Below are 23,941 nucleotides of genomic sequence, written 5' to 3'. Positions count from 1 at the left end.
GTGATGGAAAAAAATAATGCAGGAATCGATAGTTTAGGTCGCGACAATGTGTTCGATGTTGTGGTCATTGGTGGCGGTATCAACGGAATAAGCGTGTTTAGAGAGCTGGCACTGCAAGGCGTGAAAGTACTCCTAGTTGAGAAAGACGACTTTTGTTCCAAAGCCAGTGCTGCGCCATCTCGGATGATTCATGGCGGTTTGCGCTATCTAGAAAATGGTGAGTTTGACTTGGTCAAAGAAGCGTTGTTTGAGCGCAACCGCTTGCTCGGTAACGCCCCGCATCTGGTGGCTCCATTGGAAACAACCATACCGATATATTCCACTTGGTCTGGGATTTTTGATGGCCTTTTGAAATTCTTGCGTTTGAAAGATAGGCCATCTCAGCGAGGCTCGATAGTGATTAAACTTGGTTTAACACTCTATGACTGGTTCACCAAAAGTGACCAAGTCATGCCTGGGCACAAAATACATTCAGGCAAGACTACACGTTCTCGCTGGCCTTTGATGGGCGGAAAAGTTCGCTGTAGTGCAACATATTTTGATGCTTGGATCAGCTCTCCTGAACGTCTTGCCATTGAGTTAGTTCAGGAGGGGGTGAATGCTGGTGGTGTGGCTCTCAACTATACAAAAGTAGTTCGATGTGATGATGGTGAACTATGTGTTCAGCCTATTCATTCAAACCAATCTGTAGAGGTCAAATGCAAACATATCGTTAATGCCACGGGAGCATGGGTTGATGCTACTAATGGTTTGTTGTGCAAACCCAGTCAATACATACAGGGAACCAAAGGCTCTCACATTATTATCGACAATCCCGCGTTGACCGAACAATTGGCTGGCAACATGTTGTTTTATGAGAATAGTGAAGGGCGTGTATGCATTCTTTTTCCCTATTTCGACAAGGTACTTATTGGCTCAACGGACATCCCTACCAGTGATCCAGACAGTGTAAGGTGCACTGACGAAGAGATAGATTACATTCTGTCTTCAGTAAAAGGCGTACTTCCACATCTTGATATCAATCGCTCTCAGATTGTTTACCGATTTTGCGGTGTACGTCCGTTACCTTCTATAAAAACCTCAACAACAGGGCAAATTCCCAGAAGTCATTCGATTAGGCGAGACAGAATTGGAAATACGACGGTTTACTCCTTAATTGGCGGTAAATGGACAACATTTAGAGCCTTTGGTGAAGAAGTCGCTGATGAGCTGCTTGTTGCACTGAAGGTTAAAAGGCAGTGCGGAACCAAACAAAAAGCAATCGGTGGCGGTGTTGGTTACCCCATTGGTGACAGCGAAAAAGAGCAGTACTTACTTCAACTGAGTCAACGTTATCCCGACTACACCGAACAACAAGTGAGTTGTTGGTTTAAGCGCTACGGAACGCACTGTGAAATGCTGTTGAAATCGTTATATGGGAAAGGGGATCAACCCCTTACCACTTTGCCTGAATACACAGTAGGCGAAATCGACTTCATATTAGAGCATGAGTTTGTTTCAACTACTTTGGATCTCATATTGCGCAGAACATCGATTGCTATTGAAGGGAAGCTCAATCAAGCCGTGTTCGAAGAGCTTTCAGAACGGGTAGCAAACTACTTCAATTGGAATGACGCAGATAAAGCAACGGATCGTAATGCATCAACACAAGTACTGCTAAACCTACATGGCTTGCAGATGCAATAAGCGACTTTTAACTCCTTTTACATCAGCGATAACTCGAAAAGGGATCAATGGAATATGAAAAAGTTAACTAACGGAGAAGAGAATGTATTTAACCAATAAAGTGAGGATGAAACGTCTATTTGATAATGGCCGATGCTTGGATGTCGCAATCGATCATGGCGTGTGCAATGAACCTTCGTTCCTTGATGGACTTGAGGATATGGCTTCAGTAGTGAGACAACTTGTTCACGCCAAACCGGACGCAATTCAAATGAACGCAGGACAATCGGACTTACTGCAAAATGTTGACGGAAAAGATAAGCCAGCATTGGTTATGCGTATAGATCTGGGTAACCCTTATAACGCTGAGCGTCACCGTCATATGTGGGCATTATTACAAAATGCTGAACAACCACTTATTCAAGCTCTGCAAATGGACGCGGCTTGTGTCGTCGTGAACTTGTTTATGTTGCCTGATGAACCTGAGCTGTTTAAGCAATGTGTTATCAATATCAGTAAAGTTAAAGCAGAGTGTGAAAAATACGGCATGCCACTCATGATTGAACCTTTAGTCATGCAGCCAAATGCTCACGGTCAAGCCTATATGGTTGATGGCGATTGCGAAAAAATCGTCACACTGGTTCGAATGGCCAGAGAACTAGGTGCAGACATCATCAAAGCCGATCCGACGACGCATTCAGAAGATTTCCATAAGGTTGTGGAAGCGGCACGTTGCCCAGTACTAGTGCGAGGCGGTGGCAGAGAAGACATTGAAGCTGTGTTCAGTAAAGCAAGAGCCTTACTGGATCAGGGCGCTTTGGGAATGGTGTATGGACGTAATATCTATCAACACCCTAATCCTAGTCTTGTGGTTAATGCCTTGATGGCAATGATCCACAACAACGCTTCAACCAAGCAAGCAATGGATATTTACCTAGGCAGTAAATAACAAAGGGACTGGAGGGATACATGAGTACATATGCACTAGGTATTGATTGCGGTAACACGGCGATAAAAGCAGCCTTGTTTAACGAGTTTGGTGAAGAAGTGTTCGCTGTTGCCTGTAATTATCCCACTCACATCCCTCGCCCAAATTATACCGAAGGCGACTTATCTGAGTGTTGGAAACTCTGCTCAGGTATTGTTCGTCAAGTGGTTACCAAATCAGGTATTGCCGCGAACAAGATTATGGCTCTTGGATGCAGTGGGCATGGTAACGGTGTTTACCTGTTGGATGATGAACGATCTCCTCTACTTGCGATTAAATCTCTAGATAGCCGAGCGGAGGACGAGGTAAATCAGCTTAAAGTGTCAGAAGGCTACACGATGTTAACTCGTCGAAATCGTCAAGGTGCCTGGTCTTCACAAACCGCGGTTTTACTCCACTGGCTCAAACGCCACCAACCAGATATCTACCAACGCATCGGGCAAGTATTGTTTTGCAAAGACTATATTAACTTCCGACTGACTGGAGAGTGTGCAACTGAATGGGGTGACTTGACCGCTTCAGGACTTTTTGATTTTGAAAATGACAGTGTGAGTGATGAACTACTTTCAGCCTACGATATCGTGGATATTCGCTCAAAACTTCCGCCTGTTTACAATAGTGCCCAAGTGATTGGAAGTATCACTGCTGAAGCCGCTTTAGACACGGGGCTCATCATGGGAACGCCCGTCATTGCGGGAATGTTTGATGTTGTTGCTTGTGCTTATGGTTCACGAGCATATCAAAATGGTGATACATCTGTAGTCGCAGGAACTTGGAATATCAATCAGGTCGTCACCCGTTCATTGCCATCAGAACAAGTCTTTATGGCGTGTAAAATGAACGAAAGCCAATACTTGGCAATTGAATCGAGCACCTGCTCGGCGTCAAATTTAGAATGGCTTGTACAACGCTTCTTTTACCAAGAGAAACAACAAGCAGAACAATTAGGTTTATCTATATTTGACCAATTTAATCAGAAGCTTGCCTCGCTACAACTTAACGAAGGTCTTCCTTTGTTTATGCCTTACCTCTACGGCACGACAGATAAACAGTCCGCCGCCGCTAACATTGTTGGGCTTAAAGCGTGGCATGAAGATATTCATGTGGTCTATTCATTTTACGAAGGGATTGTTTTCGCACATTTTGAACATATTGAACGGTTGCGAGCTTCTGGTTATCACATCGATACGATCTCAATAAGTGGCGGGGCTTCGCGAAGTGATTATTGGTGCCAGTTGTTTGCAGACATTCTAAATGTGCAAGTCAGCGCAAGCAATGTAAGGGAAGTCGGAGCTTGTGGGGTTGCAATGATGGCCTTCGAAACCGTGACTGGGTGTGTTGAGGAACAGAAAACAACGTTACAACACCGGTTCTTCAGACCGGACATTTTGCGCCATCATTTCTTTGCTGGCCGTTATAAAAAATACAAGAGAATAAGAGATGCGCTAGTCGCAGCTTAAGTTCCCATTAAGACAGATAAGCTATTAGATAAATCAACCAACTTAGGATTATAACTGAACCACTAACAAGAACTATTCATGTCATGTGGGGCATTATTACACCTGAAATTTATGTTTTTAAATAATGATACTAAAAGTATCGATATACGTTGAGGTGAGTATGAGTCAATCAATTGTATTACCAAAGCTTTTGCAAATAGGCCAAGGTGCTATCAATGCCGCGGGCAAAGTAGCTATTCAACTGGGGTGTCGTAAAGTGATGATCGTTTCTGATCCGATAATGGCATCACTAGGCAAAGTGGAGCGTCTGAAAAACATTCTTCAGGAGGATGGTGTAGTCAGTGAAACGTTTACCGACACGATTCCTGAACCAACTGAAGCATCCATACTTCCAGCGGTTAAACAAGCGATAGAGGGGCAGTACGATGGCGTTATTGCTCTGGGAGGAGGCAGTGTTATAGACAGTGCCAAAGCGATCGCTTTGCTGGCTAAATATCAAGGAAGGATTAGAGACTACAGTGTGCCTAACTTGGTGACTATGCCAATAATGCCGTTGATTGCTATTCCAACAACGGCAGGGACAGGATCGGAAGTCACTAAGGTAACCATTATTACCGATGAATCGAATGATGAAAAACTCCTGTGCATGGGGCCGGGATTAATCCCTTCAGCAGCGATTATTGACTTTGAACTTGCCATGACGGCACCGGCTCGTATTACTGCTGATACAGGCATTGATGCGTTGACTCATGCTATTGAAGCTTATGTAAGCGGTAAATCAGGCTTGTTCACTGATCAGCAAGCGCTTACGGCAATGAAATTGATCGCTCCTAATCTTAGAGACGCGGTTAATAATCCAGACAATATGAAAGCCAGAGAGCAGATGATGCTTGGGGCGACATTGGCAGGCATTGCTTTTTCCAACGCTTCTGTTGCTTTAGTTCACGGTATGAGCCGTCCAATTGGCGCTCACTTTCATGTTCCTCACGGTATGAGTAATGCCATGCTATTGCCAGCCGTTACTGAATACTCGATCCCAGCGGCAAAAGAACGTTACGCCGACTGTGCTGTTGCGATGGGACTGGTCGATGCGGGTACGAACACAGAGATTGCCGTTGAACGACTACTGATAGAGTTAAAGCAGCTCAACCGAGATCTGAATGTGCCAACGATGACTGAATTTGGCATTGATCACCAAGAATATCTCAACTGCATCGACATTATGGCAGAGCAAGCGTTGGCCTCCGGATCGCCGAATAACAATCCTAGAGTTCCCGATAAAAAGACGTTGGTAGAGCTGTATAAACAAGTCTGGCAATAAACACCGTTTAAATTTCACCATCCAAAGGATTAAGCCCAAAAAACTCAGACAAGGAAGAAAGTAATGATTAGTAACTTTATTAATAACCAATATGTAACCAGTCAGTCAGAAAGAAGCCAAACTGTTTATGATCCAGCAACGGGTCAAGAGCAAAATCAAGTGCTTATGTCTAACCAGAACGAAGTAGAAGCTGCGATAGACGTGGCACAGGCGGCTTTTGCAAATTGGTCTGCAACAACGGCTCTTAATCGTGCTCGTGTACTTTTTAAGTTCAAAGGATTACTTGAAGACAGTCGGAATGAGTTGGCAGAAATTATAAGTCGCGAGCATGGGAAGGTATTCAGTGATGCTCTAGGTGAGATCACAAGAGGTCTAGAAGTGGTCGAGTTTGCTTGTGGTATACCTCATTTACAAAAAGGCGAACATAGTTTGAATGTGGGTACAGGTGTCGATGCTCACTCTCAAATGATGCCATTAGGTGTGGTTGCGGGGATATCCCCGTTCAATTTCCCTGTTATGGTTCCAATGTGGATGTTTCCAATTGCGATTGCTACGGGAAATACCTTCATTCTAAAACCTTCAGAAAAGAACCCATCTGCTTCGCTCTATGTCGCAGAGTTGCTAAAGCAAGCTGGGCTTCCTGATGGTGTATTCAATGTCGTTCAGGGCGACAAAGAGGTCGTAGACGCTCTACTTCAAGATGAAAGAATTCAAGCTGTGAGCTTTGTAGGTTCCACACCTGTTGCTGAGTATATCTATTCGCAAGGAGCCAAGTATGGCAAGCGCGTACAGGCTTTGGGTGGAGCAAAAAACCATATGGTTGTCATGCCTGATGCTGACTTAGATGGTGCCGTGAATGCTCTGATGGGCGCCGCATACGGTGCTGCCGGTGAGCGTTGTATGGCGATATCTGTCGCGGTTGCGGTAGGAGATGAGGTAGGCGATAAGTTGGTGAGTAACCTACAAGACAAGCTTGCTACTTTGAAAGTCGGTATCGGCTATGGGCAAACTGTCGAAAATGACATGGGACCTTTGATTACAAATGAACACAAACAAAAAGTTTGTGGATATATTGAGCTGGGTATAAAAGAAGGCGCAATATTGGTTGTTGATGGTCGAGACCATGAGCTGGCGAAGTCTAGCCAAGGTTATTTTCTTGGGGGCTCACTATTCGATAACGTATCACCTGATATGACAATTTATCAGCAGGAGATTTTCGGCCCTGTGCTCTGCGTTGTTCGAGTAGAAAGCTATGAACAAGCATTAAATTTGATTAATCAGCATGAATATGGAAATGGCACAGCAATTTTCACCGCAGACGGTGATACAGCTAGAGATTTTACCGCCAACGTTCAGGTTGGTATGGTCGGAGTGAATGTGCCTATCCCTGTTCCAATGGCGTTCCACAGCTTTGGTGGCTGGAAGCGTTCTCTATTTGGTCCTTTGCATATGCATGGCCCTGATGGTGTACGTTTCTTCACTCGAATGAAGGCAATTACAAGTCGTTGGCCGAGCTCCAATATTAAGTCTAACTCAGTATCATCCATAAACTCACAGGCAGAGTTTGTTATGCCGACTATGAAGTGAGGCAGTGAAATGGCAGGGCTCTGCTTAAGCGTATAGAGTTAGCAACAAAGGCTTACAAGTGAGTGAGCCTTTATTTTTATCTGAATAAACACTTCGTTAGTTGCGCAATTGCGTCAAAAACAATAGGCTAGCGCTAGGTTAATAGCCCATACATCAAGGAAGAACAGCAACTTATGTTAGCACCTGATTCGGTTAACTCAACAAAAGGCTCAACACTCGATCGCGTGTTACAAGTCGTTGCGACTGTGGCACATAGCCGTGGGCAATTGAATAGGGAGTCTGTTGCGCTCCAACTATCGATGCCCATTGCGTCAGCGAACAAGTTGATAAATCATTTGGTTGAATTGGGCTATCTACAAGAAAACATCATAGGGAGATTGATCGCAGGTCCAGCTCTGCACTCCTTATCTAACCATATCCTTAAAAGTCAGCGTTTCTCCGAACAGCGTCTGGATGTATTAAAAAAGCTGGCTGATAAAATTGGCGAAACCTGCGGAATATCTGTACCGAATGGTATTGAAATGACGTATTTCGAGCGTGTTAACTGTAACTGGCCATTGCAAATTAATCTCGCAGAGGGAAGCCCAGTACCGATTGCGGCATCGGCATCAGGAAAGCTATATCTTTCTAGTTTAGAACAGACCATTTTAGAAAATGTTGTGCACCATATGGGGCTCAATGCACGCACGCCGAAAACCATTACCAATGAAGGTTTGTTTTTTGAAGAACTTAATCGAATTCGAAACCAAGGATATGGAGAAGACAACGAAGAGTTTATTGATGGCATGGTTGCGGTATCTGTGGCGATAGGCAGTGATGATTTTGTTTTCGGCTATCTATTTTGCCATGCACCAAGCTTCCGCACCCCAATGGAAGTTCTCAAGTCTTACCTTCCCGATATACAGCAAGCTGCTCAAGATATTTATGACTTTACGCTTGCAGAGCTGGCTAACCGAAGTTAGCCAAATTGTTGCTTCATATCTTGATATACAGTTTCTAGGTTTCTTTGTGCTGAACGCAGTATTGGAAGATAGTTTTCGAGATCGCCAACATCCTTTCTACTTTTTGGGCAATGGCAAAATAGAGCTGCCATAAAGTTGCCATCTATGTCATACAGTGGGAGAGAGATAGCCACCATGCCATCAATAAACTCTTCATTATCAATGCTATAGCCTCTTCTCTGTATTTGAGCTAGCTCTTTCCTTAGCGCTTGTTTATCTGTGATGGTATTTTTTGCACATTGAGTTAGTTCTATTTTGCTGAGTACTCGGCGCAACTGCGCAGTTGTTAATGTGCTTAAAAACAGCTTTCCACTGGCCGATGCCCAAAGTGGAGTAGGGAATCCAACCGGAATAACAATTTGAAGAGGCCAGTTAGTTTGAATTCGGTCATAGTAGACCATATGGGGCAAAGGATCTTCCTTAGCTAGCGCTAGGCCACATGTTTCTTGGAGCTTATTGGCTAAGCCGTGCAAAATAGCTTGCCTTTGCAGCTTGTGCTGATTAGTCCATTTAACATCGAGGGCAATTGAGAGCATTTGAGGACCTGGGTAAAAATGACCTCGCTCATCAAGTTGTACGTAGTCTGCCTCTTCTAATTGTTGCAAAAGGCGGTGGCATGTTGGTTTAGGAATCCCAGTATGAAAAATAATATCGGACGCAGGCATAGGGCTCTTAGCGGTGCCTATTTTATCTATAATGCTGATCAGCCGATCAACGGAATTTGCTTTCTCCAACACTTTTGATTCCTTTTAAATATCCACCCTAACTCTCTGTATTTTCAAATCTAAGGGGGAAACGCCGTTATATTCCCAGACTCTTCAATGAGTTTCAACTGGCGGGTATTTTAACGGTCGCGAGTTTAGCTGATATTAAATCAGCATTCACTTTCCATTCAGGCTTACCTGTTGTTGGCGCGTCGAGAACCAAAACTTGGCCGGATAATGGATATAAAGCTCGTTCTTCTTCAGACATGCCATAACTAGCGGTAGTGACAAACAATGTTCGATAACCCTCACCGCCAAAAGTACAGCGGGTTGCGTGCTTGACCGGTAGACTAATTTGCCCCAATTTTTTTCCTTTCGCGAGCGAGTCAGGATTAGGACGATAGTAAGATATCATGCCGTAGTCCCAGTGGCAGATATAAAGGTTACCTGCTAAATCGACACTTAAACCGTCAGGAAACCCTTCTTGAGTAGCAAACTCGGCAAATACACTTTTACTCAATATCTGAGTCATACTCTCGTTGAGTTGATATTCATAAACTCGTCGTTGAAACATATTTGAACAATAAGCGCGTTTTAACTTTGTATTGAAAGCTATTCCATTTGCCACACTAAAACCTTCATCAAGTTCAGTCACTTTTTGTTTTAACAATTTGAATAGCTTGCCATCAGGTGACTCAAGGTTCTCACTATTCATTGAGCCAAACCAGAGCTCGCCACTTGGTGAAGCCACTGCGTCATTAAGGTGTAAATAGCTTGAATGACGGCATGGATCGCCAAGTGATGTAAAACGTCCAAACTCTGGGTCACTATAAAACAGACCTTGCTTGCTGGCGAAAATCCAGTGGTGGTTGTTGCATGGTGATACTGCTGTGACTTCAAAGGGAAGTGCATAACGCTTTAAACTGTCATTGATGAAACTGTATTTAAACACTTCCTTCCCTGCAGCTTCTACCCAAACGAGTTGTTGTGTGGCTTCGTCCCAGATCGGCGATTCGCCTATTACAGCATTGATTTCCTTTAATGAGTGCATACAAGCATAAACTAACCTATATCGATACTAATTGTTTCAATATAGTTCAAATTGCTCTTTGGATAGCATTAGTTACTGATATTGTGAGACAGATTGGACTTCAAACTTAGGTTCAGAAATAAGAAACGGTTTTTGCTTAATGAGACTGAACTCTCCTCAAGTGTTAGCAAGGCTAATTGATACCTTTTAGCTATTTGAATTACATGTTGTTTTAGAAATAGCCAGAAATAAAACTTGCAAGATGCTTGAGTGATCAAGTATCTTGCAATGATTAAATAAGCGAGAGGAACAGAAGTGGACAATATTTCAATTATCACGCAACAGGCATTTATAGGTTCACTGCTAAGTAAAAAATTGGACTTATCCCTTAGTGTTCATGGGGTTAGCTTCACTGAATTTACCATCATGTATCATCTGCATTCAGCCTATGAAAGCAAACTGAGTCGTGTGCATTTGGCTGAAAAAATAGGACTTACTGCATCTGGTGTAACAAGGGTATTGCTACCTATGGAAAAAAATCATCTAGTTTTCAAAGAGAGTAATCCCAGAGATGCGCGCCAAAGTTTGGTGGTTTTGACGGATGTTGGTCATGAAGTGCTAACAGATGCCCTAGTTACTGTTAAACACACTGCCGACTCAATATTTTCTCTATTGGATCAAGAAGAACTGTCTACGCTGCAAGTCATCATCAATAAGCTGAAGCTCTAGTGTTTCAGATTGTTTTAAATAGGAGCATGTGATGAAAAAGATTAATCACAGACAAAAACTGATTGAAAAAATGGGTCGGCCTGTAGTTAAAAAGGCGTTGACCTGTGATTCGATCAGGACGACCTATTTAACTACTGGAGACGGTTTTCCCGTTGTATTACTGCATGGTGCAGGTGCCGGAGCGGTCACTTGGTATCCCTCAATGGATGCCATTGCTAGAAGTTTTCGTGTCCTAGCGCCAGATATCGTGGGTTATGGAGAGTCGGATAAACCAGACGCACTTTATGACCGAGCTTATTTTTCGGGTTGGTTGAAAGCCTTTTTATCGGAGTTAGGGGAGGAAAAAGTACACCTTGTCGGGTTAAGTCAAGGAGGTGCTATTGCTATTCAGTTTGCATTAGACAATCCAGACATGGTGGATAAGTTAGTACTTGTTAACTCGGGAGGATTGGGCGCACGGCCTTCCTTTTGGCCAATGCTAGGAATGATTTGGATGAACAGTTTTCCATCTTTGCTCGCAAGTCGTTTTAATTCTCAATATTTATTATCTCGTCCAGAGAGTAGAGACCCGAGTCATATTTACTATTCTATTGAAGTACTGAAAAAGCCTGGTGGTAAAAAGGCTTTTACTCAAGGTAGAGGGGCAGCTGTATCAGCAATACCGGAGGATTCACTAGCTCAAATAACTCATCAAACCCTCGTAATAGTGGGGGAAAACGACAGGCTGTTCTCTAGAGAATATGGTGAAAGAGCTAGCCAGATAATGCCTAAAGCGGAGCTCATTAGGATACAAGACGCTGGGCATTTACCTTTAATGGATCAGCCAGAGGTTTTTAATCAAGCCTTATGTGCCTTTTTAGGACGATAGTCTACGGATACTTGTTTGTGGCGACCAGATTATCTAGCTTTTAAAATTGACATATATGGAAAAACACATATATGATATTTCGTATGTAATAGAAGCTGAAATCTTTTTATGTCTTATCCAATCTCTCTCTACAAAGCACTTTCAGAAGAAACTCGCCTTAAATCTATGCTTTTGATGCAGAAGCTGGGGGAGTTGTGTGTATGTGACCTGATGAAAGCGCTTAATCTTAGTCAACCGAAAGTCTCACGACATCTTGCAGAGTTGCGAAAACATGACCTCGTTCTTGATGAACGTCGAGGAAAGTGGGTTTATTACCGAGTTAATCCCAATATAGAACCTTGGATTAAACAAGTGTTGGAGCTTACGTTGCAAAACAATCTATCGCTCATTGAGTTAGAGCTGGACAGTATCAAAAGTAAGTCATGTTTAAATGGCTCGGTTAGCTAATATCGGTACAAAACATATTTACAAATTAGTTTAATTTGAAGGGGATTCTATGAGTAACATCGTAGGTTGTGAGGAGGCCAGTGCCTCCCAAAAAATGAGTTTTCTGGACCGGTATTTAACGCTGTGGATTTTTCTTGCGATGGCTGTCGGCGTAGGCGTTGGAGTATTGTTCCCTCAAGTCGCTGAGTGGAACGAGACTATGTCTGTGGGTTCAACGAATATTCCTCTGGCTATTGGCCTTATCTTGATGATGTATCCACCTTTAGCAAAAGTGAATTACAGCCTGTTGGGAGAAGTGACTCGTGACAAGAGAGCAATAACACTTTCATTAGTTATGAACTGGGTCATCGGACCGATTTTGATGTTTACCCTTGCCATCATTTTCCTGAGAGATCAACCGGGCTATATGGTAGGGGTAATCCTTATTGGCCTCGCTCGCTGTATTGCGATGGTTTTGGTGTGGAATGATATCAGCGGCGGTAACAAAGAATATGGAGCGACGTTAGTTGCTTTGAATAGTGCATTTCAAATTGTGACTTACAGCTTTATGGCGTGGTTGTTTATAACTGTTTTACCACCTTACTTTGGACTGGAAAGTTTTGTTGTGGATGTGACAATTCTGGATATTGCTCAGAGTGTACTCATTTACTTAGGTATCCCATTCCTAGCTGGTTTCTTAAGCCGTAAGTTGTTGGTGTCTGCAAAAGGTGAGCAGTGGTACAACGATGTGTTTATTCCTCTTATTTCACCAATTACACTTATTGCGCTTTTGGCGACTATAGTGCTGATGTTCAGTCTAAAGGGCGAGATGATCATTGAGTTGCCAATGGACGTTTTCAGAATAGCAGTGCCACTTATCATTTATTTTATGGTGATGTTTTTTGCTAGTTTTTACTTAGGAAAACGATTAGGTATTCCTTACGATCAGAACGCATCAATCGCTTTTACTTCATCTGGGAATAACTTCGAACTTGCTATCGCTGTTTCCATCGCAGTGTTCGGTTTAAACTCTGATCAAGCTTTTGCTGGTGTCATTGGTCCCTTGGTAGAGGTTCCTGTGCTAATCGCATTAGTTAACGTAGCCCTAAGAATGAAGCGTAAATACTATTCTTAAGTGACCTAGTAGGGACTTACGGTCTGATATTCAGAAATCGTAAGTCCAAACTTAGGTGTTGGAATTATGGTGGTTGATGGAAGCAATGTTTAGCTTTCAGACAGTTGCATCACCGTTTTCGAAACATTCTCTGCGCCACGGTATATTTCGTCCATCACTGCTGATACTTCAGTGATTTTGTCTTTACCTTTACTGGAAGTGCCAACCACGGATTCCATTGCAGAAGTTAAGTCTTCAGTCAATTTTTGGTTTGCCGTGATTACATGGGTAATCTCGGATGTAGACTTACTGGTCCTTGATGCCAATGAACGAACTTCGTCAGCAACGACAGCGAATCCTCGACCTTGCTCTCCGGCACGAGCTGCTTCTATTGCAGCATTCAGAGCCAGTAAATTGGTTTGTTCCGCTATTCCATTAATGATTGATACGATTGAAAAAATGTTCTGAGATTGAACATTCAGCATTTGGACTTTTTCTACTGTAACTCGAACATCATCGGCAATTTGTGTCGACAGTGCTACCGAATCATTTAACAGTGAAGCTCCTTCTTTAGCGATTTGCGAAGTTTCTACAGAAGTGGACAATGCGACTTCTGAAGCTTTTGCAACAGCTAAGTTTTTACTCACTTGAGTGGTTATATTTGTAGCAAATTTAATGATCTTAGTTACCTTGCCAAAACGGTCAATGACGGGGTTATAGGTCGCTTCAAGCCAAATATCATTCCCATATTTATCTTTACGTAGAAATTGCCCAGATTTATAACTCCCTTTATTTAGGTCGTCCCAAAAGCGTGGATTTTCAATATAAAAATCATCGTTACACAACATTCTATGATGTTGCCCTTTAATTTGTTCTAGCTTGTAACCAAAGACTTGCAGGAAGTTTTCATTTGCATCAAGAATTTTTCCAGAAGGATCAAACTCAATCACCGCTTGAGAACGATTCAAAGCTTTGATTAAGTTGGTTTGAGCCTCATCTTTAATACGTCGTTTTGTAATATCTGAAGCGATTTTCATCACTTTGACGACTTTCCCTGAATGTTTGACTGGGAAATATGTCGCTTCCAGCCAGATTGTCTCGCCATTTTTATTAATGCGTTCAAAAGCTCCTGACTGAGGAACTCCGTTGGCGATATCTTTCCAGAATTGCGAGTATTCCTTTGATTTACTGTAGTTTTCACTACAGAACAAGGAATGATGCTTGTCTGCAATTTCGCTGAGTTGATAGCCAACCACATCAAGAAATAGAGAGTTAGCTGAAATGATTTTTCCACTTGGAGTAAACTCGATTACAGCCACACTATTTTGAATTGAAGATAAAAGCGAATCGCGTTTTGCAATTTCTTCATTTGCATTTTGCAATGCTAATTTTGTTTTTCTACCAAACATATATACCCCGTTAATGTGAACAACATAATGAGTTCCTCTCAAGCGCAACTGCTTAATAGTTAAGGCGTTGTGAGAGATACCGTATTTAGTTAGCCATATAAACCACTTATCTAAAGTGACTTAAATCGTTAACCAATTTACTAACAGGAGTAGGAAAAAGAGCCGCGCCTTTGCATAAATCTTAAAAATATATTGCGCGCTATCTATCTGAGCAATCGATGTGCCACTTGTTGTAAAGGTGAGTTTTAAATGTTGTACAAATGTTTCAGAGGTGTGTAAGTAGACCGTTTAACCGTTAATCTTTCTTTGTCAGCTTTTGAACATTTGTTAATGTTGGTTCTGCCATCTATCTAATAACGCATTGCAAAACGGCGTTGTTATTTATCTGATCGAATTGGCTTAGCTAACCGAATTCAGGCTATACAGTTTTTCTAAACTACACTTTTAACATATGGCATGTTGAGTGATGCGTTTTCATTGGTTTGCGCGTGCCTAGCAGAAGGAGAGAGCATGTTCTCAGTCGGTAAGTCTTTACCTAGAATATTATTGGTTGATAATTCAGTTGAACAACGGCTCTTTTGTTTGCTTGATAGCGAAGTTGATTTTCACACCACGCCATTTGAAAGGTCAGTTCAAAGCCATTCGCGTGATTCCACGTCAGAGAGAACGCTATTTCTGTCTGTTCCAGCCGAAGAAATTGAATTGGGCTACTCCTTATGAAATTTTCTCTGACCAAAACTTTCCGTTTTTTATCTATTTGGCTTCCTTTGTGTGCGGGTACATTACTTACAGCATTAATTGCAATACTGCTGCACTCCCAAAACCAAGAGGATGATAAAGCTCATATAGAGTTGCTTATGACGCAAGCCGAATCAATTATTCAGGAGCGTTTTGCTCTGTACGAATATGGATTGAGGGGCGCTCGTGGTTCCGTTGTCACAGCGGGACCAGATAAAATCACTCGTAAGCAATTTGAAAACTATATTGGAACGCGTGATATCACCAGAGAATTTCCGGGTGCGCTTGGATTTGGCTTTATTAGACGAGTGCCGGTCAAGGAAGAACAACGTTTTCTCGAAATGGCTCGGCAGGATGGTATGCCGGATTTTTCAGTTCGCTCATTGAATCCTCATGATGGTGATCGTTTCATTATTCAATACATCTATCCTATTGCTCCGAACAAACAAGCCATAGGGCTTGATATTGGCTCTGAAACAAACCGCCGAAATGCAGCACTAGCTTCTGCAAGAGAAAACCGAGCGTATTTGAGTGAGCCCATTACGCTGGTACAGGCTGACAAAAAAGCCCGACGCGGTGTGTTAATTATGCTGCCTATCTTTCCAAACGATTTCACCATGCAAACCCCAGAGGCTAGGGAGCAAAATGTAGTCGGTTGGTCGTATGCTCCTTTGATCATTGATGACGTATTGGCCGGTTTATCTTTGGTTATAGACCATGCACAAGTCCAACTGAGTAACCAAAATGAATCAACACCGTTTTATATTAGTGATGGTCATGGTTCGAACTACCATTTAGAAGACAAAATGGTACGTGTAATCAACGTTATGGGGCAGGAGTGGAAATTAGAAATTGTTCCGAATGATGAGGCTTACATGGCCAATCGCTGGGACATTCACTGGGTTATTATCATTGGTATGGGGCTGACCTTGCTGTTAGTTCTGAGCGTTAATTTTTTGCGCACAAATGCAGGGGACGATTTTGATGAAAACCGTGAAGCATATCGTGGTGTTCAAAGCGTCTTGCACTTCTTGCGTAGTTCGAACGTAAGAAAAACTTGGCCGTCAGCAATCGTCACTATGTTAGCGGTGTTTTTATTAATCAGCTGGCAAATGTTGGAGAGGCAAAAATCAGACTTAGCAAATGAACTTTCTCGTAATAATCATGAAGTGAAGTCAAACCTTGAAGAAATAGCCGCACAATATAGTCGTGACACGCTCTTTTTAGCCAATACTCCGCCAGTTATAGCAATGCTACAAATGGAAAGTCAGGATATGCCATTGGTTGGGCGTGCGTTGAAAGAGCTGTGGCGAGAGCGTATGACAGAGATATTCAAAGCTTACATGCAGACATCTCAAGAAGTATTTCAAGTAAGACTTATCACCGAAGAAAATAATTGGAAAGAACAGGTAAAAGTACAAAGAGAAGGCAGCAGTCTTATTGTCTTTAATGACGCTGATTTACAGGATAAAAGTTCAGAGCCTTATATATCACAAACGTTGAGTGTGGGAGACAGTAAGGTTTATGTGTCTGATATCAATCTCAATAGAGAATATGGAATCATTGAAACCCCTCATCGTCCTGTCTGGCGGTTTTCAACACCTTTGTATTTTAAAGATGGGAAACCATTTGGTCTCATCATTATTAACCTGAACGCCACTGCAATTTTAGATGAGATTACTTTGGGGAATATCGCTCATATCCAATCTTACATTACGAACAGTGACGGGAGTTTTATTGTACATCCTGAACCGAGCCAATCCTTTGCGTTTGAGAACGGTAATCCGGTCAAGTGGAGTAATGAATTTCTCCCTGTAGAGCCGACAATATTGGCGATCACCGGAGCCAATGAATATGCAGGCAATAGTGGCGATATTTGGGCTGTTGATTCAATGTTCAATTTAGACACTACCACGTCGCCCAGACATCTCAATATCTATACAACGAGCACTAAACTGCCATTTATCATTCGTATTTCCTGGCAATTTATAGTGTTATTTTTTGCCATTCTAATATTCGTTTTTGTGAGCGTTGTGATTCAATATTGGCTTTGGATGAGCGCTTTGGTGTCACAGCGCGAGAAATGGAATCACCAGTTACAACGTCAACAAACCAAAGAATTATCAAGATTTAAAGCACTATTGGAGTCCTCCCTGAAGCCACCTTGATTGTGGATCAAACTGGCATTGTCAAAATGGTAAACGCGGAAGCGGAGAAAGTGTTTGGTTTGTCGAGGAGTCAACTTGAGAATAATTCGATTGATCAACTCATCCCACTAGAATTTAGGGGAGCTCACAGTATGTATTTAAATGCATACATGAATAACCCTGAAAATCGTCGCATGGCTCCCTCACGACAGCTATTTGCATTAAAAGGCACTGGTGAAAAGTTTCCTGTGGAAATTAGTTTAAGTGCGGTTCCTATGGAAGATGATTTGCTTGTCTCCGTTTCGCTTCGAGATATCACTGAAAGACTAAAAATAGAAAAAGAACTGAAGGTGGCGTTACAAGAAGCAGAGAATGCAACACGTGCTAAAAGCGCTTTTCTGGCGAATACTAGCCATGAGATAAGGACACCTCTTAACGCGATCATCGGGTTAACTCATATGTTTGCCGACGAATCACTGACAGAAACACAGCGTCTACTGATAGATAAAATAAGCCTTTCGGGCAAGTCACTATTAGGAATAGTCAATGACGTGTTGGATCTGTCCAAAATTGAAGCGGATGAGATGTCTTTAGAGTTACTGCCGGTTAATCTTCGCGATTTTTCTGACGAAATCAGCGGCGTGTTTACTATTCAAGCAGAACAGAAAAAGATTGAATTTGCTTTAGTACTATCACGTGATTTGCCCGATTGGGTAGAAGCTGACCCGTTACGGTTGAAGCAGATCTTGAATAATTTGCTGAGTAACGCCCTCAAGTTTACTGATATCGGAAAGATCAGTTTTAACGTTGAACTGAAAGATACGAAAGTTATTGATGATAAACCTCAAGCCATTGTGCGTTTTTCTGTTACTGATTCTGGTGTGGGGATATCACAAGAAAACATATCACGACTTTTTAAACCTTTTTCACAAGCGGATGCAAGTACCACAAGACGATATGGCGGAACTGGACTGGGGCTATCTATCGTAAGTCAGCTTGTTGGACTTATGGATGGGGAAATTGCCGTAAAAAGCGAGGAGGGTAAAGGTTCTACATTTTGGGTTGATGTTCCTTTCTCGGTGATTTCTGCTGATGAAATTGAGTTATCCGGATTACAAAATCAGCAAATGTTGTATCTCATCGTGGCTGAAAATGATGAACAAGATGCTAAGCAGATTATGTCACTTACTCGCTCACTAGGATGGCGAGCAGATCTAGTGAATGACGGGAACGCGCTTGTCGAACTCTTTATTGAAAGGCAAGAGCACGGTTTGCGTCTACCGGATGCTTTAATTGTTGATTGGAAAATGCCCGATCTTGATGGTGTTCAAACACTAGAGAAGTTAGCTCATCAAATCGAAAAAGATAAACTGCCAGCCGTACTCATGGTTTCAGACATTGAAAAACAGCAATTAGGCCAGTTTGATGATAATCCTTTGATCGCCTATACATTGCAAAAGCCAGTGTCTGCATCGACCCTATTTGATGCGGTGAATGATACGGTTTGTCGTTTCACGGGTGATATTGAGCGTGTTTTGAGCGCTACGACGACAGCTCAAATAAAAGCAAAATGGCTGAGCAACTCGCGCATTTTGGTGGTTGACGATAGTGAAACAAACTTGGAAGTGGCGAAGTATCTTCTGACTCAAGCGGGAGCAGATGTAGAAACCGCGAATAGTGCCGACACAGCCATTAATAAGTTGAAAGCTAATTCGTCAAATTACGATGCAGTTTTAATGGATGTACAAATGCCGGTTATGGATGGACTTTTTGCTACGAAACACATCCGTCAATCTCTTGGTATGACGGAACTTCCTATCATAGCGTTAACGGCAGGAGCTTTGGTTGAAGAACGCAAACGTGCTTTCGAGGCCGGAATGAACGATTTCTTAACCAAACCTATTAGTCCGGCACAGTTAATCAGTGTGTTGAGAACTCATATATCGAAACCGCTTGGAACGAGTATTGAAGCAGATTCTATTGATATGCCTTTACAATCGGAAGACAGCTGGCCAGCGATTAAGGGGTTAAATTTAGCAGAAGCTAAACAGCTGTTAATGAACAATAAAGAACTGTTTTTTAATACGCTTCAGCATCTGCTGGAAGACAATGAAAACTTATTGTCGGATAAAGCTATCGGTGCCGATAGTCTAGATAATCCCGAGACTCGCGAGAGTTTGGCCGCACAAGCGCACAAATTACGTAGTTCAGCCGGTATGGTTGGTGCGCAGCGGCTCCATACGCTTGCTTCATCCGCTGAAAATACCTTAAGGGAGCCAGACACAAACGCAGAAAATATCATGCAGGAGCTGGTATCAGAACTTAAAGAGCTAAATGCGGCTTCTAAAGCGGCAATCATGCAATGGAAGCAAAGTCAGGAAATCTCGATCGTTCCTTCAACGATTGACAATGAAGCCTCACTAGATGCCGCCATAGAATTATTGAAAATGTTTAACGAACAAGACTTAAATGCATTAACATTGGTTGAAGAAGAAAAAGAACATTTATTCAATCTGTTAGGACGCGATAAGTTCAATTCGTTACTGGATTCAACAAAGCGTTTGAATTTCACACAGGCTAAAGAGGTCTTAGAGCCTTTTGTACTCAGTTCAAGGAAAGATAATGGATAAGCTGTCGGAAGAAAACATTCCAGAGATCCTTATTGTGGACGACGACAGTTCCGTCGTTATCGCATTACATAAAGTGTTGCAAGACGTTGGTCGAATTCGTTTTGCCTCGACGGCTTCTCAAGCTTTGGAGATGGTCAGTGAAACTCGCCCAGACTTAATTTTGTTGGATGTAGAGCTTCCAGACATCAATGGTCTTAAGCTCTGCATAATGCTTAAAGAAGATATGGCGACCGCGAGTATTCCGGTGCTTTTTATTACCAGTAAGATAGAAGCTGGTTTCGAGGAGAGAGTATTTGATGCAGGTGCTTCCGACTTTATCACTAAGCCACTAAAACCGCGCGTCGTCGCTGCTAGAGTGCAAACCCATCTCGCTTACCATAAAGCTCTTGTGCAACTGAACAAGCTGGCACATACAGACAGTTTGTCAGGGCTAGCTAATCGGTTGTCGTTTGATGAACAGTTAGACATCGAGTTTAGGCGTGCGCGCAGGCAACAAGAACCTTTATCTATCGTGATGATTGATATCGATGAATTTAAGAAATACAACGACTATTTCGGCCACGTGGAAGGGGATGACTGTATAAAGGCGATTGGAAGGGGATTGAACAACGTTACCAAACGTCCTGCGGATTTTGCTGCACGTTTTGGCGGCGAAGAGTTTACTCTAATCTTGCCAAACACGGATAAAAAAGGAGCCGAAGTTCTCATCGGTAGCTTGATGTCTACAATTGCTGATTTAGCGATTAAGCACGCACCGGAAGCTATCTACCCAATCGTAACTGTGTCTGTTGGCTATTCGACGTTAGATCCTATGCAGTGTGATTTTAGTTCTGTCACTCCTCTTGATATTGTCAGCGCCGCAGACAAAGCTTTATATCAATCCAAACACGACGGACGTAATCGATACTCTTACCAAGCGCTGGAAGTGTAGTCGCAGCACTTTGGTAAACCTGAAGCTTGATATCTATAAATAGTGAGCGTTTTGTATCAACAAAAAGAATCTGTCGACTATGCAGGTTCTTTTTATTTGAAAGTACAGCGATAAAGGGGCAGGTTGCTATTAAGAATACCCATCTCTAGCGGGTGCTCGATGTATTTAAACATTATTTTCCCGTAGCGGGATCTAATGGATCACTACGATAATTTTCGCCAGCAAAAATATCGTAGTGAATTAAGGTATCGTCATTAAATTGCGCGAAATCGAAGTAAACCTGTCCGGCATTATATTCTGGTTTTTCAGATATTTTCTGCCCATCAAAATAGAAATAACAACCCAAGCCACCAAACCATATTTTGTTAACGACACCTTGTTTTATATATGCATCACAGTCTTTTGCTTCAATTTTTGAACTTAACGCAATTGGTTTATTGTAGTATTCTGTTCCAGCTTGATAGACACGTAACTGCGCAAATCCGACGGTATCAAATGCGTTATACGCTTCAACGGTTATATCGCGTAACTCAACAATACAATGTTGGCTATCAGTATAAGTTTGGTAGGGTACTCGCAGCTCATAACGATTAGAGTCACTTGCATAATTTTGTGTAAAACGCTCTGTGCTTTTCCCTCCTCGATAAGCTTTACGACCAAACATGTCATAAGAGTAAGATTCACATTCATCACCTGTGACCCAGTAATTCGCCCAAGCCTTTATATTTGCATCGATCGGTTTCATACCGGCGATACGAATAGATCTTTTAGGTGGGGCGGTATAGTCGTAACTTACTATCCAGTATGCGCAGCTAATTAACACTAGAAAACCAACAAGTCTCCATATTCTAAGGGTGCCATTCCACACTTTTTGATTATCGTTCCAATCTTTCATTGAATTTGCCACCACCGCACCTTTTTATTTTCCCGTTTGTGGATCTAATGGATCACTACGATAATTTTCGCCCGCTAAAATATCATAGTGAATTACGGTGTCGTCATTGAATTGCGAGAAATCGAAATGAACACGCTCAGCATTATATTCCGGTTTTTTTGATATGACCTTATCGTCAAAATAGAAGTAACACCCCACAGCTCCTGCCCAAACTGTCCTTAAACTTCTATATACGTCACTATTACAATCTTTAGCTTCAATTTTTGAATTTACATCAATCGGTTTATTATCATAGTCATTTCCTGCCTGATAGACGCGTAACTGAGCAAATCCAACGGTATCAAATTCGTTATACGCTTCAACGGTTATATCGCGTAATTCAATAATACAATTCTGGCTATCTATATAGGTTTGGTAAGGTATTCTCAAATCATAGCGATTCAGTTTATTAGCGTAATTCTGCGTAAAATTCTCTGTTCTTTTCCCTCCTCGGTAAGCTTTACGACCAAACATATCGTAAGAGTATGCTTGGCAGTCGTCACCTGTTACCCAGTAATTCGCCCATGCTTTTATATTTGCATCGATCGGTTTCATACCGGCGATACGAATAGAGCTTTTAGGTGGGGCGGTATAGTCGTAACTTACTATCCAGTATGCGCAGCTAGTTAAAACTAGAAAACCAACAAGCCTCCATATTTTCAGGTTACTACTCCATACGTGCTGGTTATCGTTCCAATCTTTCATTTAATTTTCTACCACGAACTTTTTTATTTTCCCGTTTGTGGGTCTAATGGCTCACTACGATAATTTTCGCCAGCAAAAATATCGTAATGAATTACGGTGTCGTCATTGAATTGAGAGAAATCGAAGTAAACTTTTTCAGCGTTATATTCTGGTTCTTTAGATATTTTCTTATTATTAAAATAAAAATCACACCCTAATGCACCAGACCAAACTTTTCCCAATCCAAAAAATATATAAGAATCACAGTCTCTAGCTTCTATTTTCGAATCAATGTGGAGTACTTTATCTCTCTCATCTACAGGTGAGTAAATCCGTAAATCAGCAAAACCAATCGTGTCAAAAGCATTTATGGCACTTACATCAATTTGCCATAATTTCATATCGCATCCTGATGATAGGTAGTTTTGATAGGGCACTCTCAACTCGTAACGGTCTGGTGTCTTTGAAAAATCGAGTTTAATTTTAAATACGCCTTTCCCGCCTTGCCGTTTCTTACCATCAGAAGCACTCCAAAAAAATGAACTACACTCTTCTCCACCTCCATAAAAAGTGGCGCGCACAATGACTTGAGCATCAGCAGGCTTGATCCCTTGAATACGAATAAAATGGTCATCGATTGAGCTACCTATAGGCGGCTTATTTTCGCTATACCATTGCATTAATGGAGTAAGGATAAATATCACAATGAGGAAAAAAGTAATCACACTCCCAATAGCAGCCAGTAACAATTTAAATAGTAATTTCATTGTGATTTTTTGCACCAAGATACTTTTATTTTCCGGTAGTAGGATCTAATGGCTCACTACGATAGTTATCGCCGACTAAAATGTCGTACTGAATTATGGTGTCGTCATCGAAATGAGAGAAATCGAAATAAACCTGTCCAGCATTAAACTCTTGTTCTTTAGATTCTCGAACTCCATCAATAAAAAAGTAACACCCAAAACCATTTGTCCATTTTTTATACTTTTCTGAAAAATAAGGCTCGCAATCTTTAGCTTCGATTTTTGAATTGATATTGAGTACTTTGTCCGACTCATTTACTGCAGTGTAAATCCGCAAATCAGCAAAACCTACTGTATCAAACGCATTTCTGGCACCGATAGTTATTTGCCATAACTGCATATCACACCCTGATGATAGGTAGTTTTGATAGGGTACTCTCAACTCGTAACGGTCTGGTGTCTTTGAAAAATCGTGTTTAATTTTAAATACGCCTTTCCCGCCTTGCCGTTTCTTACCATCAGAAGCACTCCAGAAAAAGGAACTACACTCTTCTCCACCACCATAAAACGTAGCGTGTGCGCGAATTTGAGCATCTACAGGCTTCATGCCCTGAATGCGAATATAATGGTCATCAGGTGAGCTGCCTATAGGTGGCTTATTTCCGCTATACCATTGTACTAATGGGCTTACGATAAATATAACTACAAGGAAAAAAGTAATCACACTCCCAATAGCAGCCAGTAACAATTTAAATAGTAATTTCATTGTAATTTTTTTCACCAAGATGATTTTATTTTCCGGTAGTAGGATCTAATGGCTCACTACGAT

The 23,941-nt window shown here is 41.9% G+C and carries 20 protein-coding genes and 1 pseudogene; 13 read left to right on the top strand and 8 right to left on the bottom strand.

The window, feature by feature from the left end; all coding sequences use genetic code 11:
- Positions 1 to 3: 3 nt before the first annotated feature.
- The 6 genes from P4S58_RS09685 to P4S58_RS09660 all read left to right on the top strand — a co-directional run bounded on the left by P4S58_RS09685 (position 4) and on the right by P4S58_RS09660 (position 7,983).
- A complete protein-coding gene (locus P4S58_RS09685; RefSeq protein WP_337163803.1) occupies positions 4 to 1,686 on the top strand; it encodes a glycerol-3-phosphate dehydrogenase/oxidase in 1,683 nt (560 codons plus the stop codon).
- Positions 1,687 to 1,768: 82 nt separating this feature from the next.
- Positions 1,769 to 2,614: a class I fructose-bisphosphate aldolase gene (locus P4S58_RS09680; protein ID WP_337163801.1), complete on the top strand. Its 846-nt coding sequence runs from the start codon at positions 1,769 to 1,771 to the stop codon at positions 2,612 to 2,614.
- A gap of 20 nt (positions 2,615 to 2,634) precedes the next feature.
- Entirely contained in the window at positions 2,635 to 4,113 is a 1,479-nt protein-coding gene (locus P4S58_RS09675; protein WP_337163799.1) for an FGGY-family carbohydrate kinase, read from the top strand.
- A gap of 160 nt (positions 4,114 to 4,273) precedes the next feature.
- Entirely contained in the window at positions 4,274 to 5,434 is a 1,161-nt protein-coding gene (locus P4S58_RS09670) for an iron-containing alcohol dehydrogenase (RefSeq protein WP_337163797.1), read from the top strand.
- Between the two features lie 63 nt (positions 5,435 to 5,497).
- Complete coding sequence (locus tag P4S58_RS09665; protein ID WP_337163795.1) at positions 5,498 to 7,021, top strand: CoA-acylating methylmalonate-semialdehyde dehydrogenase; 1,524 nt, start codon at positions 5,498 to 5,500, stop codon at positions 7,019 to 7,021.
- A 173-nt stretch (positions 7,022 to 7,194) separates the two neighbouring features.
- On the top strand, positions 7,195 to 7,983 hold the full coding sequence (locus P4S58_RS09660) for an IclR family transcriptional regulator (RefSeq protein WP_337163793.1): 789 nt from the start codon (positions 7,195 to 7,197) through the stop codon (positions 7,981 to 7,983).
- Here P4S58_RS09660 and P4S58_RS09655 read toward each other — a convergent pair.
- Complete coding sequence (locus P4S58_RS09655) at positions 7,980 to 8,759, bottom strand: IclR family transcriptional regulator (RefSeq protein ID WP_337163791.1); 780 nt, start codon at positions 8,757 to 8,759, stop codon at positions 7,980 to 7,982. The genes P4S58_RS09660 and P4S58_RS09655 overlap by 4 nt on opposite strands.
- A 91-nt stretch (positions 8,760 to 8,850) precedes the next feature.
- A complete protein-coding gene (locus P4S58_RS09650; protein WP_337163788.1) occupies positions 8,851 to 9,777 on the bottom strand; it encodes an SMP-30/gluconolactonase/LRE family protein in 927 nt (308 codons plus the stop codon).
- Positions 9,778 to 10,071: 294 nt separating this feature from the next.
- On the opposite strand from P4S58_RS09650, the gene P4S58_RS09645 reads away from it, so the two are divergent.
- From P4S58_RS09645 to arsB, 4 genes are all read left to right on the top strand, one after another.
- Positions 10,072 to 10,485 (top strand): MarR family winged helix-turn-helix transcriptional regulator, encoded by a 414-nt coding sequence (locus P4S58_RS09645; protein WP_042490159.1) that lies wholly within the window; start codon positions 10,072 to 10,074, stop codon positions 10,483 to 10,485.
- Between the two features lie 31 nt (positions 10,486 to 10,516).
- A complete protein-coding gene (locus tag P4S58_RS09640; RefSeq protein WP_337163786.1) occupies positions 10,517 to 11,353 on the top strand; it encodes an alpha/beta fold hydrolase in 837 nt (278 codons plus the stop codon).
- Positions 11,354 to 11,461: 108 nt separating this feature from the next.
- The gene (locus tag P4S58_RS09635; RefSeq protein ID WP_102952888.1) at positions 11,462 to 11,800 is read left to right on the top strand and encodes a metalloregulator ArsR/SmtB family transcription factor; all 339 of its coding nucleotides are present in this window, start codon (positions 11,462 to 11,464) and stop codon (positions 11,798 to 11,800) included.
- Positions 11,801 to 11,849: 49 nt separating this feature from the next.
- Complete coding sequence (gene arsB, locus P4S58_RS09630) at positions 11,850 to 12,914, top strand: ACR3 family arsenite efflux transporter (protein ID WP_102952889.1); 1,065 nt, start codon at positions 11,850 to 11,852, stop codon at positions 12,912 to 12,914.
- An 89-nt stretch (positions 12,915 to 13,003) separates the two neighbouring features.
- Here the strand turns inward: arsB and P4S58_RS23700 are convergent, their stop codons facing one another.
- Together P4S58_RS23700 and P4S58_RS23695 are read right to left on the bottom strand one after the other, a co-directional pair.
- Positions 13,004 to 13,540, bottom strand: coding sequence for a methyl-accepting chemotaxis protein (locus tag P4S58_RS23700; RefSeq protein ID WP_443089019.1), 537 nt, complete (start codon positions 13,538 to 13,540; stop codon positions 13,004 to 13,006).
- Positions 13,541 to 13,552: 12 nt separating this feature from the next.
- Positions 13,553 to 14,302: pseudogene (locus tag P4S58_RS23695) on the bottom strand (PAS domain-containing protein); the annotation flags it as partial.
- A 716-nt stretch (positions 14,303 to 15,018) separates the two neighbouring features.
- Here P4S58_RS23695 and P4S58_RS09620 point away from each other — a divergent pair.
- From P4S58_RS09620 to P4S58_RS09610, 3 genes are read left to right on the top strand one after another with little or no spacing between them, the layout of a single operon-like run.
- Positions 15,019 to 17,208, top strand: coding sequence for a CHASE domain-containing protein (locus tag P4S58_RS09620; protein ID WP_337163784.1), 2,190 nt, complete (start codon positions 15,019 to 15,021; stop codon positions 17,206 to 17,208).
- A 26-nt stretch (positions 17,209 to 17,234) separates the two neighbouring features.
- Positions 17,235 to 19,817 carry a response regulator gene (locus P4S58_RS09615; RefSeq protein WP_337164551.1) on the top strand — a complete coding sequence of 861 codons (2,583 nt, stop codon included), beginning with the start codon at positions 17,235 to 17,237 and terminating at the stop codon, positions 19,815 to 19,817.
- Positions 19,810 to 20,748 carry a diguanylate cyclase gene (locus P4S58_RS09610; RefSeq protein WP_337163783.1) on the top strand — a complete coding sequence of 313 codons (939 nt, stop codon included), beginning with the start codon at positions 19,810 to 19,812 and terminating at the stop codon, positions 20,746 to 20,748. Before P4S58_RS09615 ends, P4S58_RS09610 begins: the two co-directional genes overlap by 8 nt.
- Positions 20,749 to 20,920: 172 nt before the next feature.
- Here the strand turns inward: P4S58_RS09610 and P4S58_RS09605 are convergent, their stop codons facing one another.
- From P4S58_RS09605 to P4S58_RS09590, 4 genes are read right to left on the bottom strand one after another with little or no spacing between them, the layout of a single operon-like run.
- Positions 20,921 to 21,643, bottom strand: a complete 723-nt coding sequence (locus P4S58_RS09605) for a hypothetical protein (RefSeq protein ID WP_102966741.1) — start codon at positions 21,641 to 21,643, stop codon at positions 20,921 to 20,923.
- A gap of 24 nt (positions 21,644 to 21,667) precedes the next feature.
- Entirely contained in the window at positions 21,668 to 22,387 is a 720-nt protein-coding gene (locus P4S58_RS09600; RefSeq protein WP_337163782.1) for a hypothetical protein, read from the bottom strand.
- 23 nt (positions 22,388 to 22,410) lie between these two features.
- A complete protein-coding gene (locus tag P4S58_RS09595; RefSeq protein ID WP_337163781.1) occupies positions 22,411 to 23,133 on the bottom strand; it encodes a hypothetical protein in 723 nt (240 codons plus the stop codon).
- Positions 23,134 to 23,158: 25 nt separating this feature from the next.
- Positions 23,159 to 23,878: a hypothetical protein gene (locus P4S58_RS09590; protein WP_337163780.1), complete on the bottom strand. Its 720-nt coding sequence runs from the start codon at positions 23,876 to 23,878 to the stop codon at positions 23,159 to 23,161.
- Between the last annotated feature and the right edge of the window lie 63 nt (positions 23,879 to 23,941).

The organism is Vibrio sp. Hal054 (assembly GCF_037162405.1).
GTDB lineage: Bacteria > Pseudomonadota > Gammaproteobacteria > Enterobacterales > Vibrionaceae > Vibrio > Vibrio diazotrophicus.
Note: the sequence above shows the minus strand (reverse complement) of the source record. Positions and strands in the feature narration are given on the sequence as shown.